Below are 16604 nucleotides of genomic sequence, written 5' to 3'. Positions count from 1 at the left end.
GACACTGCCTGTTGATCGGTAATCGCTACCCAATAAAACGACGCTTACGGGTCAACTTATTGCGCTCACAGGGTGACGCGAGGCTCGTGGTCGAAGACCACGGTGAAGTTGGTGGTGAAGAGACCCGCATCCGTGTCGGCAGGTTTGGCTGGAACAATAACCAGGTCAGCCTGGGTACCTGGAGTGGAACTGGCATCATCGACAACTTCCAGCGGCGAGCCGGTCAGGGTGACGCCGTTGAAGGAAGTGGTCAGGGCAATGGACGCAGTGCCGTTGCTCAGGGAAGCTGGACCGCCTTCGATGTAAGCCTTGACCGAACCGTCGGTATTTTTTACCGCGTAGGTTTCGCGCAGGCTGCTCAGGTTACCGGTCACAGTGTTGTAGGTCATGGTCTCATCGCGACCGAAGTCCGGGTTGAGCGGTTGTGCATGGAACTGTTTGGTAGGAATGGTTGCCTTGATGTTGATGACGCTGGTGGCTTCACCGGCGGCAAAGACGCTGGAAGAACCGAAGGCCAACATAACCAGTGGCAGTACGAAAGCAGTTTTCTTAAGCATTATTAGGTACCTGTATATCGCTTTAATTGAGTTGAAAGCCCGATCAGCTTGCAACTTTCTCACGCATTTAAAGAGCACAGCTTTGCAAGATCCGACTGTGTCTTAGGACGCAGGCATATCTTCCACCGAATTAAAATCAAAGTAAGCCAGAGCCTTCTCTAAAGCATGTAGCCATAGGCCATATGGCCAGTGAGACAAAAACAAAAAAGCCAAATAATGCCATCAGCACCTGTAATACATGTCCTACAAAGACACTATAAACTCATGACTTTCGCGCGCTAAAAACCCGGACTGTCAGAAACGTATTACATGGCGATATAACGAGGCTTAATTAAACATCTAATTAGAGTATTAACTCAATCTTTTAATCCTGGCTTAGTTTTTTAATAACTCGGTATGTTAGTCGTTACCAGTCCGTCATCGCCTTTGGCGGCCGCCGAACCGCTCATCGGAGAAGGCCTTTACGCAGGATAAGATATATCTTAAGTTGTATCTTGATTTTTCAGAGAGCACGACAATGAAAGACCCTCACTCGCACCGCGCAACCGGTAGCGGCCGCGACATCTTTGACAAACGCTCCAGCCGCGAACGGGCCGAGCGTGGCCCGCGCGTCTTTGCGCCGGGTGATCTGAAATTGCTGCTACCGGCGCTGATCGCCGAAATGCCCTGCCACGGCTACGACCTGATCCGCCGGATCGAAACCCTGTTCGACGGCGCCTACAGCCCCAGCCCCGGGGTGATCTACCCCACGCTGACCTTTCTCGAAGAAAGCGAATTGATCACGGGCGACGCCGAGGGCGGAAAAAAACGCTACACAATCACCGATGCCGGTCGTCTGTTATTGAGCGAACAGGCGGTTGCCCTCGAAGGCATTCGCATGCGCATGGACGTAAGCAAACGCTCGCTGCGCGGCCACGACCGGCCACCGGAAATCCACGAGGCGGTGCACAACCTGCGCCATGCCTTGCATTCGCACCACGGGCGCTGGAGCCCGGACGAAATCACGCGTGTCGCGGCGCTGCTCAACCGCACCGCGCAAGCCATTGCCGACGGGAAAGACCAATGAACACACAAGCCATTCATCGCGTGACCCACGAAGTCAAACGCCGCCGCCTGCAGGTACTGCGGGTGGTGGACATCACCCCGCGCATGCGCCGCATTACGTTGGGCGGCCCGGAACTGGCGGGCTTTGTCAGCCTGGGCAGCGATGATCACATCAAGCTGCTGTTCCCGCAGAACGCCGCCGAACAAGCGGCCCTGGAAAGCCCGACGTTCACCATCAAGGGCGACGGCCCACAACCGGCGATGCGCGATTACACGCCACGGCGTTACGACCTGAGCATTGGCGAACTGGATATCGACTTCGTGCTGCACGGCGATGGCCCAGCGTCCACCTGGGCCGAGCAGGCGCAAGTCGGCCAGCACCTGTATATCGGTGGGCCACGAGGTTCGATGATCGTGCCGGATATCTTCGACAGCTACCTGCTGATCGGCGATGAAACCGCCCTGCCCGCCATCGGCCGGCGCCTGGAAGAACTGCCCGCCGGGCGCAAGGTGCTGGCGGTGATCGAAATTGCCGATGCCGCAGAGCAGCAAGTGCTGGAGAGCGCGGCGGATGTCGAGATTATCTGGGTGGTGCGCGGCGAGGCAGACCTGCTTGAGGTCGTGCGCAACCTGACGTTGCCCGGCGGAAAGTTGTACAGCTTTGTCGCGACCGAAACCAAGCTGTCGCGCCAGGTGCGGCGGGTGTTGCTGGATACGCACAAGGTCAATGAGGAGTTCTTGAAGGCGGCGGGCTACTGGCGTGCGGAAGGCAGCGAAGAAGATTAACCCTGAACTCGGTCAAAACTGTGGGAGGGGGCTTGCTCCCGATGGCGGTGGATCAGTAAATAAATTTGTTCTGACACACCGCCATCGGGAGCAAGCCCCCTCCCACACTGACTGTGCCCACTTTAGATCGTGGGTCACCTTTTCAGGCGGTTATCCAGCCCCACTACCGCCAACGCAATGACGATAAACCCCAGCAAAATCCCCCCGGCATTCAAGAACACCTGCGGGTAACCCAGGCTGCCCACATCCATGAACGGGTATTGATACTGCCCCAGCAAATGCCCGCGCAACAGCACATAGGCGAAGTACACCAGGGGGTAAACCACCCACCCGGCAATGTGCTTGAGGCGCAAGGTGCCCTTGGGCACGCACCGCCACCAAAAGATCAGAAACAGCACCGGCATCACGTCGTGCAGCAATTCATCGGCAATGAATTGAAAGCCCTCGGGGCTCCATAAGTGCCGCAGCAACAGGTTGTAGGCCAGGCTTACCACGACAATGCTCGCGGCAATACCACTGCTGATACCCGGCGCGAGGAAAAACCGCTTGCCGGCCGATTCGCGCTTGACCAGCCAATAGCTCAGCACCACGACGACCAAGGTATTGGTCAGTACCGTGAAAAAACTGAAGAAACTGATCAATCCGCCCAGCAAGCTGGCACCGCTGGACCAGCGCGAATACAGAATCAGGTATTGCTGAATCGCCAGCCCCACCCAACCGGCCAACGCGGCCGCTGTCACAAAACGCTTCACGGGCTCAGTCCAGCGGGCGTTTGGTGCGCATCAGCTTGACGTACAAGCCTTCAACTTTTTCCCGCGCCCATGGGGTCTTGCGCAGGAAGGTCAGGCTCGACTTGATGCTGGGATCGCTCTTGAAGCAGCGGATATCAATGCGTTCGGCCAGGCCTGCCCATTCGTAGTGTTCCACCAGGGTAGTGAGGACGTGTTGCAGGGTCACGCCGTGAAGTGGGTCGTTGCTTGTCGCGGTCATGCCGGGCCTTTTGCGAGAGAGAAAACACAGCCGCGCACCTTAGCGGACGGGGCGTACCGGTGGAAGCACTGCATTGAATATAGCCCGTCGGTAAAAGTTCCCCTTTTCAGCGAAAAAAGAGATGTTATATTGTAACGATACTTATCAAGATCCTGCCAAGGAATGTCCGATGTCGCTCTCCTGTCTCTGGCGCCTGTCGCCCCTCGCCGCCGCCCTGCTGATCTGCTCCGAAGCCCACGCCCTGGAACTGCCATCGCAAATCATCACTGGCAATCCCCTGGGCAGCGCGCAACTCGCCTCGCCCACCACCGTGCTGGAGGGCGACGACCTGACCCTGCAACAAAAAGGCAGCCTGGGCGAAACCCTGAACAAACAGCCGGGCGTATCGTCTTCGTACTTTGGCCCCGGTGCCAGCCGGCCGATCATTCGTGGCCAGGACGGTGACCGTATTCGCCTGCTGCGCAACGGCGTGGGCGCGCTGGATGCGTCATCACTGTCCTATGACCACGCCGTGCCGCTGGACCCGATCAACGTCGAGCGCATCGAAATCGTGCGCGGCCCGGCGGCCTTGTTATACGGCGGCAGCGCCATCGGCGGGGTGGTCAACACCTTCGACAACCGCATCCCCACCGCAGCCATCGAGGGCATCCACGGTGCCGGTGAACTGCGCTACGGCGGTGCCGACACCACGCGCAGCAGCGCGGGCAAGCTGGAAGCCGGCGACGGCACCTTCGCCTTGCACCTGGACGCCAACGCGCGGGAGTTCAACGACCTGAAAATTCCAAGTGATGCGCGCAGCCGTCATGCGCCCGAAACCGACGCAGGCCCCGGCAAAAACGGTCGCCTGGGCAACAGCGATGGGCGCCAGGATGGCGGCGCGGTGGGTGGGTCCTACACCTGGGATGATGGCTACGCGGGCCTGTCCTACAGCAACTACGACAGCAACTACGGCTCGCCCGCCGAGCAGGACGTGCGCATCCGCATGCAACAGGAGCACTACGCGTTCGCCTCCGAAATCCGCAACCTGCAAGGCCCGTTTACCTCGGTGAAAATCGACGCAGGCTACACCGACTACCAGCACCGCGAGATCGAAGGGGGCGAGACCGGCACCACCTTCAAGAACAAAGGCTATGAAGCCCGCGTGGAAGCCCGCCACCAGCCCATCGGGCCATTCGACGGCGTGGTCGGCGCGCAAGTGACCCGCAACGAATTTTCGGCCCTGGGCGAAGAAGCCTTCGTGCCCCAGACCGATACCAACGCCGGCGCACTGTTCATTCTTGAGCAGATGCACGCCACCGAGCGCCTCACCCTCAGCCTCGGCGGGCGCCTGGAACATACCAGCGTTGACCCGGATGCCAAGGGCAATGCGCGCTTCGCCAATGCCGACAAGGCCAATGCCTTCACCGCAGGCAGCCTGTCGTCCGGCGCGGTCTACAGCCTGACGCCGATCTGGTCGTTGGCCGCCACCCTGGGCTACACCGAGCGCGCCCCGACGTTCTACGAGCTGTACGCCAATGGTGCTCACGTCGCCACCGGCACTTATGAATTGGGCGACGCCAACCTGTCGAAGGAAAAAGCCGTGTCCAGCGACCTGGCCCTGCGCTTTGACAATGGCATCCACAAGGGCAGCTTTGGCGTGTTCTACAGCCGCTTCTCCAACTACATCGGTTTGCTCGGCACGGGGCGTACGTTGAACGATGAAGGTGAAGAAGACGCAGGCGGTATTCCCGAGTACACCTACTCCGGGGTACGCGCACGTTTCGCCGGCTTCGAAGCCCAGGATCACTGGAAACTTGGCGAAAGCGCCTACGGCAAGTTCGCCCTGGAGCTGTCGGGCGACTACACGCGTGCAACCAACCTGGACACCGGCGAAGCCCTGCCGCGCATTGCGCCGCTGCGCTTGAACAGCGGTTTGCTATGGGAGCTGGATCGCTGGCAGGCGCGCATCGACGTAGAACATGCCGCCGGCCAAGGGCGCGTGCCGAGTAACGAAAGCGGCACCGATGGCTATACCACCCTCGGCGCGAGCGCGGGTTATCACTTCAACGTCGGCAGCAGCCAGTGGCTGGCGTTCGTCAATGGCGAAAACCTGACCAACCAGACCGTGCGCTACGCCAGCTCGATCCTGCGCGATATTGCGCCGGCGCCGGGGCGCAGCGTGCAAGTCGGCATCCGCACCACTTTTTAAACCGCGCCGAAAATCCCCTGTGGGAGGGGGCTTGCTCCCGATAGCGGTGCGCCAGTCGGCACATTAAATGACTGACCCACCGCCATCGGGAGCAAGCCCCCTCCCACACTGTTTTGCCGCGACACTGAGTCACTGTTACCAAATCTGAAATGATGCATCTTGCGATTCACCCTTTCTCTAAACGCCCCGCCGCATTATCCTTCGCAACAACCTGAAACGCTTCACCCCCCGGTCTGACCCCATTTGCCGAATCTTCCCTTCACGCAAAGACAGCGCTGTCTTAAATCGACCTGCGCCTGGGGGTTTATTGCCCGCCTGTGGATAACCGAGTTATCCACAGAAAAAACCAAAAATAACGCTGAACCAAGCCCGCGCCGAATCGTCATCTACAGTGAGTGAAGCACGGGCTTACATAATTCCAACGTAACGGAGAAACACACTATGAGCACTGATGGTGCCTCAAGCCCAAGCCGCCTGCTGCCCAGGTTGCTAGGCGTCTTGCTGCTGATCATGGGGCTGGCCTTGCTGGCCGGTGGGGTCAAGCTGAGCATGCTCGGCGGCTCGCTGTATTACCTGCTGGCCGGTATCGGCATCGCCTTGACCGGCGTTTTGCTGCTGGCCACCCGCCGCGCTGCGCTGGGCCTGTACGCACTGGTGCTGTTCGCCAGCACGGTGTGGGCGCTATGGGAAGTCGGCTTGGACTGGTGGCAGTTGGTGCCGCGCCTGGCCCTGCTGTTCGCCTTGGGCATCGTCATGTTGTTGCCATGGTTTCGCCGTCCGTTGCTGCGTGGTCAAGCCGCGCCGTTGGGCACCGGCGCCCTGAGCGTGGCCGTGGTGCTGGCGGGCGCTGCCGCCCTGGCCAGCCAATTCACCAACCCCGGTGAAATGGTCAAGACCGGCCAACTGGACCGCGATGCGGTGCCGGGCATGGCCAGCGCTGCACCTGCCCAGGCCGATGGCGACTGGAATTCGTACGGCCGCTCGGCCTTCGGCGACCGTTACTCGCCACTGGCCCAGATCACGCCGGAAAACGCGCACAAGCTGGTGCCGGCCTGGACCTTCCGTACCGGTGACATTCCGGGCGCAGGCGATCCCGGTGAAACCACCGCGGAAAACACCCCGCTGAAAGTCAACGGCATGCTGTACGTGTGCACCCCGCACAGCCAGGTGATTGCCCTGGACCCGGACACCGGCAAGGAAATCTGGCGTTTCGACCCGAAGATCACCACCCAGGGTGCCGAGAACTTCAAGGGTTGGGCGCACATGACCTGCCGTGGCGTGTCGTATCATGATGACGCCGCCTACGCCTCCGAGCAGAGCCCGACTGGCAGCGCCAGCCCGGCCGCCGCGCCGACCGCCTGCCCGAAACGCATCTTCGTGCCGACTGCCGACACCCGCCTGATCGCCCTGAACGCCGACACCGGCAAGATGTGCGAAGACTTCGGTGACAAAGGCCAGGTCGACCTGCGTGCCAATATCGGCACCTTCGCCCCAGGCGGTTACTACTCCACCTCGCCACCGGCCGTGACCAAAAATCTGGTGGTGATCGGCGGTCACGTGACCGACAACGTCTCCACCGACGAGCCAAGCGGCGTGATCCGTGCGTTCGACGTGCACACCGGCAAGCTGGTGTGGAACTGGGACAGCGGCAACCCGGACGACACCACCCCGTTGGCCGAGGGCAAGACCTACACCCGCAACTCGCCGAACATGTGGTCCATGTTCGCCGTGGATGAAAAACTCGGCATGCTCTACCTGCCGATGGGCAACCAGATGCCCGACCAGTACGGCGGTGACCGTACCGATGACTCCGAAAAATACGCTGCCGGCCTGACCGCCCTGGACATCGACAGCGGCCACGTGAAGTGGACCTTCCAGTTCACCCACCACGACCTGTGGGACATGGACGTGGGCGGCCAGCCTTCGCTGATCGACATCAAGACCGCTGACGGCGTCAAGCAAGCGGTGATGGCGTCGACCAAGCAAGGCAGCATCTACGTGCTGGACCGTGCCACCGGCCAACCGGTAGTGCCGATCAATGAAATCCCGGTACCACAGGGCGCCGTTGCCGGCGATCGCACCTCCCCTACCCAGCCGAAGTCTGACCTGAACTTCATGCCGCCGCCGTTGAAAGAACGCGATATGTGGGGCGTGACACCGTTCGACCAGATGCTGTGCCGGATCGACTTCAAGTCGATGCGCTACGACGGCCCGTTCACGCCGCCGTCGCTGCAAGGCTCGATCGTCTACCCAGGTAACTTCGGCGTGTTCGACTGGGGCGGCATCTCGGTTGACCCGGTCCGCCAGATCGCTTTCGTGAACCCGAGCTACATGGCGTTCAAATCGAAACTGATCCCGGCCGCCGATATCGCCAAGCAAGGCCCACGTGTCAGCGAAACCCAAGGCGTACAGCCGAACAAAGGCGCGCCGTACGGTGTGATCCTCGAAGCGCTGCTCTCGCCGCTGGGCCTGCCGTGCCAGGCGCCAGCCTGGGGTTACGTGGCGGCGGTCGACCTGACCACCCACCAAACCATCTGGATGCACAAGAACGGCACCGTGCGTGACAGCTCGCCGGTTCCGATCCCGCTGACCATGGGCGTGCCAAGCCTGGGCGGTACGTTCACCACTGCAGGTGGCGTAGCGTTCCTGAGCGGCACCCTCGACCAGTACCTGCGTGCCTACGACGTAAAAAACGGCAAGCAACTGTGGGAAGGCCGCCTGCCTGCAGGCGCGCAAACCACCCCGATGACCTACACCGGCAAGGACGGCAAGCAATACGTGCTGGTCATGGCCGGCGGTCACGGTTCCCTGGGCACCAAGCAGGGTGACTACGTGATGGCGTTCAAACTGCCGGATTAAGTAAACCCGGCGGTAAAACAAAGGCGGCTACCTGATGGGTAGCCGCCTTTTTTGTGCACGCCTGATAAGCCGTCGTGGGTTTTACAGGCAACGTGCGCGCATGAAATCGCCCCAACGGCGCACCAGGTAGTTGTGCTCGTCCATCACCGAGTTCCACACCGCAATGTGCCCCATGCGCTGCTCATAGGAGCCGCCGTCGCGCACCTCGCCGATGTCGATCAATGGCAAGCCATCGCTGCCCGACAGCTCTTCACGCGCAGGCTTGCCGGCGTACCAGTAATCCCACTCCGCGCTGCTCAGATGATCGCGGGTACGCGCCGGGTTACCGATGTAGTAACCCTGGCGCGCCATCACCGCCCCAGGCCAGCCGGACAACCACCAGTTCAGGTAGGCATAGGCCGCATCCAGCACCGGCCCCTGGGCATGGCGCGACAACGACAAGCCGCCGAACCAGGCGCGATAGCCTTCGCGCGGCACGGCGAGCCGGTATTTCACCCCGGCACGGTGCAGGCGCATCAAGGTCGGCGACCACAGGCTCTGGATGTCGATGCTCGGGCTGAGCATCAATTGCGCGGCTTCTTCGTCGTCCGACCAGAACGCCGCAAAGTGCCCCTCCTTCTGCTTGCGCACCAGGATCTCGGCCAGCACATCGATCTCCTCGATGCTCATGTTGCCGATGTCCCGGAACTGCGCCAGCCCCGCACCCTGCACGGCGAGCGCGGCATCCAGGGCACCGATGGCGGCGTCGCTTTGCAGGGCGGTGCGCGCGCGCCACGCCGGGTCGAGCAGCCAGCCCCAGCTTTCGTTGCCGTGGCAGAAACCTTCGGGCAAACGCTCGGGGCGATAGGCAAAACTGTCGGCGTTGTGGGTCAGCGGCAGCATGCTGATGCGCTCGGTTACGCTGCTGCCGAGGCTGCCGTCGTGCTGCACGAACAGCCGCTCACTCGGCACGCTGCCACTGCCCAGGCGGTCGTTGGGCGAGAGTCGACCGCGCTTGGGCAAGTCGTTGATCTCATGCCACAGCGCGATGCGCCGCGTGTCGATCGGCTGGATCGCCCGCGCCGGCCACACAAAGTCGACGTTGTGGAACCACTGGTCGTAGAGGTCGTAGCTGTCCGGCTGCATCACCGCAATACGCTGGGCTTGTTCCACATCATGCACCTGGTACACCAGGCGAATGCCCAGCTCCTGCTCGGCCCGCACGCGCAGGCATTCGAGCAAGGTCACGGAGGTGCCGAGCACGCGCAGTGTGATCATGCCGCGAACCGCCGCGCGAACACGTCGAAGGAACGGCGCAACAGCGCGGGGTCGAGGCCGCGCAGGATAAACACCAGGCGCGACTGGCGCTCAGTGCCAGGCCAGGCAGGCAAATGCACCGGGGCATGCAGGCAGTGCTGTACACCATGGATGACGATGGGGGCCGAGCTTGCGTTCACGTTGAGCAGTCCTTTGACGCGAAGGATTCGTTCGCCGTGGCATCTTAGCAGCATCGACAACCACACCCCGAACCCGACCCAGTCCAGCGGTTGCTCGAAAGTCAGGCAGCACACCTGCGCCGCGCCGTGGTTGGCGGTGGCGGGTTGATGCAGTTGCCAGCGACTGACCTCGACGGCGGGCTCGGTGCCGCGCACGCCCTCGCCGAGCAGCAGTTGATCGCCGCTGTGAATCGCCTGGGTATCGAGGATCAACGTACCGCCGTTGAGGGCGTGCAGGTGCTCGCGCAGCGCGGCGCAATCGTCGACCAGGTCGGTCTTGCTCAGCAACAGCCGGTCGGCCGCCGCCACCTGGGCCAGCCACTCCGGGTGCAGGCGTTCCTGCAAGGCGGCATGGCTGGCATCGACCAGGGTGATCACCAGGCCGATATGAAAACGCCCGCGCAGTTGCATGTCGTTGTTCAGCGTGGCGAGGATCGGCGCCGGGTCGGCCAGGCCGGTGGTTTCCAGGATCACCCGTTTGAAGGCCGGGATTTCCCCGCGTTCACGGCGTTGCAACAGGCCGAGCAGTGCGTCTTTCAACTCGCCGCGAATCGAGCAGCACACACAGCCGCTGGGCAGCAGGACGGTGTCTGGTGCGACTTCCTCCACCAGCAGATGATCAATGCCGACATCGCCGAACTCATTGATCAGTAGCGCGGTGTCGCCCAGGCTTTCGCCCTGCAACAGGCGCTTGAGCAAGGTGGTTTTGCCGCTGCCGAGGAAACCGGTGATCACATTCAGAGCAATGCTCATATTTACCTCCGCCCCCTGTAGGAGCGAGCTTGCTCGCGAAAAACCCGAGAGCGCCAGGTACATCCAGACAACACGCGTTAGGGTTGACGTTTTTCGCGAGCAAGCTCGCTCCTACAGTGGGGTGTTTTCCAGGTGGTCAAGTAGACGCGGGTCAAGGGGATCCAGCGGGCGGCCGAGCATGGTTTCGGCCGCCTGCCAGAGTTGATCCAGGCCGCTGGCCAGGGCCTGCTTGCCGGTCGCGCCGAGCAACAGGTACGACGCGCCCTGGAAATCCTCGACCTTGAGCCGAAACACCGCCAGCACCTGGTTGATCGCCGCGATCCGGCGCAGGCGCTCGCGACGCCTGGGCAGTGCATCGCCCAAGGGGTCGCTCCAATGCAAGTCTTCGCCGAGCAGGCCGCAGAGTCCGCACATGGCTAAGCCCCGCTCATGGCATGACATCGCCGGCGTTCGGGCCGAGGGTCTGGCCGACGAACAGGTTACCGCCCGGGGTACTGGCCAGCAGCACGGCGGTGGGCGCGACTTCGTCCGCCAGGCCGAACCGGCCCAGGGGCAGTTCGGCGGCCTTGGCGCGTTTCCAGCTGTCGCTGATGCCGCCCACCAGCGGGGTTTCGATCGGGCCTGGGGCGATAGCGTTGACCAGCACATTGTCCTTGGCCACTTCCAGGGCCAGGGACTTGGTGAAGCCGATCACCCCGGCCTTGGCCGCGGCGTAGTGGCAAAGCTCGGCACCGCCCTTGATGCCCAGTTGCGAGGCAACGTTGATGATCCGCCCCCAGCGCTGCGCGAGCATATGCGGCAAGGCGCGTTGGCTGGCGATGAACACGCTGGTGAGGTCGACCCGCAGCATGTCGTTCCACATCTCGAGGGAGAGATCGACGCAACGCGCCTGGGTCAGCATGCCGGCATTGTTGACCAGGATGTCGATCCCGCCGAAGTGCTCGACGCACCGGTCGACACTGGCCTGGGCGCCTTCGACGGTACCGACATCGGCCAGGCACTCGAACACCTCGGCACCCAGGTTGCGACAGGTGATCGCGACTTCGGCCAGGCTCGCGGCGTTGCGGTCGGCCAACACCAGGCGAGCGCCCTCGACCGCGTAAGCCTGGGCAATGGCGGCACCGATGCCGCTGCCGGCCCCGGTGATGACGGCGCGGCGGTTAGTCAGTTGCTTCATACAAAAACTCCCGAAAAAACACAGTTCCCCTGTGGGAGGGGGCTTGCTCCCGATAGCAATGGCCCAGACAAAACATCAGCGGCTGACCCACCGCTATCGGGAGCAAGCCCCCTCCCACATTTTTCGATTGAGTACATTCAGTCAGGCCAGCGCACGGTCAGGCCGCCGTCGATGATGATGCTTTGCCCAGTTACGTAGCTCGCTGCATCACTGGTCAAGAACTGCACCAGCGACGCCACTTCATCCGCCCGCCCTACCCGACCCAGCGGGATTGCCTTGGCAGCCTTGGCCAACCCTTCAGGCCCCAGCGAATTCTTCGCATCCAATGACTGCGGCGTCTCGATCAACCCCGGGATCACCGCATTGCACCGAATGCCCCTGGCCGCCAGTTCCACCGCCAGCGAACGACACAACCCCGGCACCCCGGCCTTGGCCGCCGCGTAATGGCTGTGTTCCTGCCAGCCATACACGCCGCCGGCAATCGAAGAAATTGCCACCAGCGCGCCGCCTTCGGTCATATGCCGGGTCGCCGCGCGGAAGGTGCGCATCACCCCCGTGAGGTCGATATTGAGCATCTCATCCCACAACGCATCGCTCATTTCCAGCAACGGCGCGCGACGCAACAAGCCGGCATTGGCCACCGCGTAATCGAGGCGCCCAAAATGCTGCACCGCTTGCTCGGCCATGGCATCCACCGAGGCGCTGTCGCCCACGTCCAGCGCCAGCATCAGGCATTCGCCGCCGGCTGCTTCCACCAGGGCAACCGTGCTTTGCGGGTCATGGGGATCGGCCGGGTAATACCCTCCCACCACCGCCACGCCGCTGCGCCCGTAGGCCACGGCAAGGGCTTGGCCGATGCCGCTGGCAGCACCGGTAATCAAGGCAACTTTACGGCTCATCGAGAACTCCTTACTGAACGGTTTCCGGACGCACATGGCGCGCGGCAAACATCAACGCGCCGGACAAGAAGCACGGCAGCGCGCCGAACCACAGCGCGGCGGTCTGCCAGTCGCTGCCGGCGGACAACACCTGGGTGGCGCCAAACCCGGCCAACACGGCGCCAATCGGGCCCATGGCATGGATGATCGCGCCACCGGTGGCGCGGATGCTGGTGGGGAAGCTTTCGCTGATGAAGAACAGCGCTGCCGAGTACGGCCCGATCAGGAAGAACAGGCCCAGGCTGTACAGCCCGACCACCATCGGCATATTGCTCGGGCCGAACAGCATCCCGGCGAATGCCAGGCCGCCGAGCATCCAGCCCAGGCCGATCACGTTGCGCCGCCCGATCTTGTCGCCCATCCAGCCGTGGCTGAGGTACCCGCAATAGCCCACCAGGTTCGACAGCACGAGGATGATCAGCGAGTTCTCGAACGAGATGTGGTGCACGCTGATGATCACGGAGGTGCCCAGCACGCTGAACACCTGAATCGCCGCCCAGTTGAGCAACAGCGCGGCGCCGATCACCAGGGTGGCGCGCCGCGCCGGGCCCCGGAATGCAGCCTTGAGGCCGGCCTTGCTGTGTTCGTCATAATCCACGCCGTAGGTCACGGCGACGTTCTGCGCCTCGCTCACCGCACCGCGTTTACGCAGTTGGCTGATGCGCTGGTGAATCTGGAACTGCGGGCTCTCCTTGAGCTTGCGCGCCATGATCGCGATCACAATGGCCGGGATCGCGGCGAAGACGAAACAGCCCTGCCAGCCGATAATCGGCAGCAGCAGCGCGGTCAACCCCGCGGCGATCAAGGCCCCGACCGGCCAGCCGCCTTGTACCAGGCTGTAAATGAAACCGCGACGCTTGGTCAGTTTCGGGTCTTGCGAGGCGCCGTACAGCTCACTCAGATACGTCGCATTGACGGTTTCCTCGGCATACCCCAAGCCACCCAGCGAGCGAATCAGGATCAGCGGCGACTTGCCCCACGCCCCGCCAATCGCGGTGAGCGCCGAGCACAGCGCGGAGCCGGCCACGGTCAGAATAATCCCCTGGCGGCGCCCCAGTTTATCGACGACGGGACCAATGGCGAACGCGACCACCGCCGTGCCCACCGCCACCCAGGTCGCGATTTGCGCCTGCTCCACTTCACCCCAGCCAAAGTGCCGGCCGATCTCCGGCAGCAAGGTGCCGAACAGGATGAAGTCATACACCGCGAACACCCAGGCGAAAAACGCGATCCAGGTGGCGAAGCGCACTTCCTGGGACGTCAGTTGCCGGGGTTTCCAGCCAGTCAGGTCAAGCTTGTTGTAGATAGACATGGAGCGCGCCTCGGGGTGGGGGTCAGGTGCGGGGTTGACGGCGGATAAAGTCGTCGGCGATTTCATCGAAGGTGACGAAGCGCACACCGGCATGGCTCTGGATGTGTTCGATCAAACGCTCAAGCATCAGCAGCACTTGCGGGCGGCCGGACACGTCGGGGTGGATGGTCATGGTGAACACCGCGTGTTCATGTTCGCGGTAGACCCAGTCGAACTGGTCGCGCCACATTTCTTCCAGGTGACGCGGGTTGACGAAGCCGTGGCTGTTGGGGGCTTTCTTGATGAACATCATTGGCGGCAGGTCGTCGAGGTACCAGTTGGCCGGGATTTCCACCAGGTCGGTTTCCTCGCCGCGCACCAGGGGTTTCATCCAGGTGTCGGGGTGCTGGCTGTAGTCGATCTTGGTCCAGCTATCGCCCTTGCGCACGTAGTAGGGATGGAAGTCGTTGTGCATCAGGCTGTGGTCGTACTTGATGCCTTTCTTCAGCAGCAGCTCGTTGGTGACTTTGCTGAATTCCCACCACGGCGCGACGTAGCCGGTGGGGCGCTTGCCGGTGACCTGGGTGATCAGTTCGATGGATTTATCGAGGACGATTTCCTCCTGCTCGGCGGTCATCGCGATGGGGTTTTCGTGACTGTAGCCGTGCACGCCGATTTCATGGCCGGCGTCGGCCACGGCCTTCATCTGCTCGGGGAAGGTTTCCATCGAGTGGCCGGGGATAAACCACGTGGTGCGCAGGCCGTAGCGCTCGAACAATTTGAGCAGGCGCGGCGCGCCGATTTCACCGGCGAACAGGCCGCGGGAGATGTCGTCCGGCGAGTCTTCGCCGCCGTAGGACCCGAGCCAGCCGGCGACGGCGTCAACGTCGACGCCAAATGCACAGAGGATGTCTTTAGCCATGGTGTGTCTCCTTAGGGTTGAGGGCGGTTTCGACCGACAGCGCGGCCCTGAGCAAGCGCGCGTCTTCGCCGCAAGGGGCGCTGAGCAGCAGCCCGGTGGGCAGGCCCAGGGCATCGCGGCCGCTGGGCAGGCTGACGCCCGGCATGTCGAGCAGGCTGCCGGGCATGGTCAGGCGCAGGGTTGCCAGGTTGGTGCTGACGAACAATTCGTCGTCGGCCTCCAGCGGCGCCAGCGCCGGGGCGACGTGAGCGACGGTCGGGGTGATCAGCAGAGCGCCGTCGAGGTCGTCGCTCAGTTGGTTCTGCAGACGTCTGCGGGCGTCGGTCAGGTGGATCAGTTGGCTGGCTGGCAAGCCGCGCGCGGCTTCGAGGCGGCGACGCACGCGGGGGTCGAGCTGCTCGGCGTCAGGGCTGTCGAGCAGGGCCTGGTGCAGGGCGAAGGCTTCGAAAGCGCCAAGCCAGCCGTGCTGCCGGATCAGGTCGAGGGCGGCCTGGAAGGCGGCGCAGGGGCGCAGGTCGATCAACGCGCCGGCAGCCTTGAGCTGGTCCACCGCGCGCAGCAGGTTATCGCGCACCGCCGGTTCAATGCCTTCCAGCGCGCCTTGCTCGAGCACGAAACGCTGGCCCTTCAGGCTGCGGGCAACGTGGGTTTGCGCACGGCCATGGAGCAGGTCGTCGATGGCCAGCGCATCGCGCACGCTGCGGGTCAGCGGGCCGAGGCTGTCGAGGCTGCGGGCCAATGGAAACACGCCGTCGCGGCTGTAGCGGCGGCAGCTACTGCGGTAGCCCACCACGCCATTCAGGGCGGCGGGAATGCGGATCGAGCCAGCGGTGTCGGTGCCCATGGCAATCGGCACGATCCCGGCTGCCACGGCCACGGCCGAACCGGATGACGAACCGCCGGGAATCCGCGGCTGGTCGCTGCTGTTGGGGTTGTGGGGCGTGCCGAAATGCGGGTTCAGGCCCAGGCCCGAATACGCCAGCTCACTGAGGTTGGTCTTGCCCACGCTGACCATCCCGGCGCGGCACAACAGCCCCACGCTTGGCGCATCGAGCAAAGCGGCCGGCGCCTCGCGGCGATAAGCGGCGCCTGCGGTGGTGATGCTGCCGGCCACGTCAAACAAGTCCTTCCAGGCCAGGGGCACACCGTCGAACACACTCAGCGGCTGACCGGCACGCCAGCGCGCGGCGGACGCTTGCGCCTCACGCAAGGCACGCTCGGTGCACAGCGAGATGAACACGCTGGGCGCCGTGCTCGCGCGGGCAAGCGCTTGTTCGAGCACTTGCACCGGGTCGCTGCGACCGGTGGCGAACGCTTCGGCCATTGACGTGGCGTCTGACATGAAGATCACCTCATAAAACGTATATATTTATAAAATGTACGTTTTGTAGAGGCAGCTTTCGTGCCAGTCTCTTTGTGTGTCCGCGCGTATTATTTCGGCTTTTCGCCAATATCCACGGGATAGAGGCTTTTGTAAGAAGCAAAATATTTGAAGGTCAGCGGTGGGTCTGCCCTTCAATGAAATAACGTATCTTTAATTAATACATACATTTTGGTGCAAAAAAGTAACAACCCGGTGCCAAAGGCCCCAAAAAAGTGCCACCGACGTGGCGCGGAGTGACAG

Annotated in this window: 15 protein-coding genes; 4 read left to right on the top strand and 11 right to left on the bottom strand. The window is 62.6% G+C overall.

Features of this window, described 5'->3' with window-relative positions:
* Window positions 1–65: 65 nt before the first annotated feature.
* Window positions 66–557, bottom strand: coding sequence for a CS1 type fimbrial major subunit (locus C4J86_RS05905; protein ID WP_124369776.1), 492 nt, complete (start codon window positions 555–557; stop codon window positions 66–68).
* Between the two features lie 517 nt (window positions 558–1074).
* On the opposite strand from C4J86_RS05905, the gene C4J86_RS05900 reads away from it, so the two are divergent.
* Entirely contained in the window at window positions 1075–1623 is a 549-nt protein-coding gene (locus C4J86_RS05900; RefSeq protein ID WP_124369775.1) for a PadR family transcriptional regulator, read from the top strand.
* A complete protein-coding gene (locus tag C4J86_RS05895) occupies window positions 1620–2387 on the top strand; it encodes a siderophore-interacting protein (protein WP_124369774.1) in 768 nt (255 codons plus the stop codon). Before C4J86_RS05900 ends, C4J86_RS05895 begins: the two co-directional genes overlap by 4 nt.
* 134 nt (window positions 2388–2521) lie before the next feature.
* On the opposite strand, the gene C4J86_RS05890 is transcribed toward C4J86_RS05895, so the two are convergent.
* Together C4J86_RS05890 and C4J86_RS05885 are read right to left on the bottom strand one after the other, a co-directional pair.
* Complete coding sequence (locus C4J86_RS05890) at window positions 2522–3139, bottom strand: Pr6Pr family membrane protein (protein ID WP_124369773.1); 618 nt, start codon at window positions 3137–3139, stop codon at window positions 2522–2524.
* A gap of 4 nt (window positions 3140–3143) precedes the next feature.
* The gene (locus C4J86_RS05885) at window positions 3144–3377 is read right to left on the bottom strand and encodes a VF530 family DNA-binding protein (RefSeq protein ID WP_024073644.1); all 234 of its coding nucleotides are present in this window, start codon (window positions 3375–3377) and stop codon (window positions 3144–3146) included.
* A 169-nt stretch (window positions 3378–3546) separates the two neighbouring features.
* On the opposite strand from C4J86_RS05885, the gene C4J86_RS05880 reads away from it, so the two are divergent.
* Complete coding sequence (locus tag C4J86_RS05880; RefSeq protein ID WP_124369772.1) at window positions 3547–5565, top strand: TonB-dependent receptor; 2019 nt, start codon at window positions 3547–3549, stop codon at window positions 5563–5565.
* Window positions 5566–6006: 441 nt separating this feature from the next.
* On the top strand, window positions 6007–8424 hold the full coding sequence (locus C4J86_RS05870; protein WP_124369770.1) for a glucose/quinate/shikimate family membrane-bound PQQ-dependent dehydrogenase: 2418 nt from the start codon (window positions 6007–6009) through the stop codon (window positions 8422–8424).
* Between the two features lie 81 nt (window positions 8425–8505).
* On the opposite strand, the gene C4J86_RS05865 is transcribed toward C4J86_RS05870, so the two are convergent.
* The 8 genes from C4J86_RS05865 to C4J86_RS05830 all read right to left on the bottom strand — a co-directional run bounded on the left by C4J86_RS05865 (window position 8506) and on the right by C4J86_RS05830 (window position 16322).
* Complete coding sequence (locus C4J86_RS05865) at window positions 8506–9681, bottom strand: PotD/PotF family extracellular solute-binding protein (RefSeq protein ID WP_124369769.1); 1176 nt, start codon at window positions 9679–9681, stop codon at window positions 8506–8508.
* Window positions 9678–10652, bottom strand: a complete 975-nt coding sequence (locus C4J86_RS05860) for a GTP-binding protein (RefSeq protein WP_124369768.1) — start codon at window positions 10650–10652, stop codon at window positions 9678–9680. Before C4J86_RS05860 ends, C4J86_RS05865 begins: the two co-directional genes overlap by 4 nt.
* A gap of 111 nt (window positions 10653–10763) precedes the next feature.
* The gene (locus C4J86_RS05855; protein WP_124361460.1) at window positions 10764–11066 is read right to left on the bottom strand and encodes a hypothetical protein; all 303 of its coding nucleotides are present in this window, start codon (window positions 11064–11066) and stop codon (window positions 10764–10766) included.
* Between the two features lie 13 nt (window positions 11067–11079).
* On the bottom strand, window positions 11080–11829 hold the full coding sequence (locus tag C4J86_RS05850; protein WP_124369767.1) for an SDR family NAD(P)-dependent oxidoreductase: 750 nt from the start codon (window positions 11827–11829) through the stop codon (window positions 11080–11082).
* A gap of 137 nt (window positions 11830–11966) precedes the next feature.
* A complete protein-coding gene (locus C4J86_RS05845) occupies window positions 11967–12728 on the bottom strand; it encodes an SDR family NAD(P)-dependent oxidoreductase (RefSeq protein ID WP_124369766.1) in 762 nt (253 codons plus the stop codon).
* 10 nt (window positions 12729–12738) lie between these two features.
* Window positions 12739–14079, bottom strand: coding sequence for an MFS transporter (locus C4J86_RS05840; protein WP_124369765.1), 1341 nt, complete (start codon window positions 14077–14079; stop codon window positions 12739–12741).
* Between the two features lie 22 nt (window positions 14080–14101).
* The gene (locus tag C4J86_RS05835) at window positions 14102–14980 is read right to left on the bottom strand and encodes a polysaccharide deacetylase (protein ID WP_003234086.1); all 879 of its coding nucleotides are present in this window, start codon (window positions 14978–14980) and stop codon (window positions 14102–14104) included.
* Complete coding sequence (locus tag C4J86_RS05830) at window positions 14973–16322, bottom strand: amidase (RefSeq protein ID WP_124369764.1); 1350 nt, start codon at window positions 16320–16322, stop codon at window positions 14973–14975. Before C4J86_RS05830 ends, C4J86_RS05835 begins: the two co-directional genes overlap by 8 nt.
* Window positions 16323–16604: the final 282 nt, after the last annotated feature.

The sequence above is a fragment of the Pseudomonas sp. R2-7-07 genome (assembly GCF_003852355.1).
Lineage (GTDB): Bacteria > Pseudomonadota > Gammaproteobacteria > Pseudomonadales > Pseudomonadaceae > Aquipseudomonas.
This window is presented reverse-complemented; position numbering and strand designations above follow the sequence as displayed.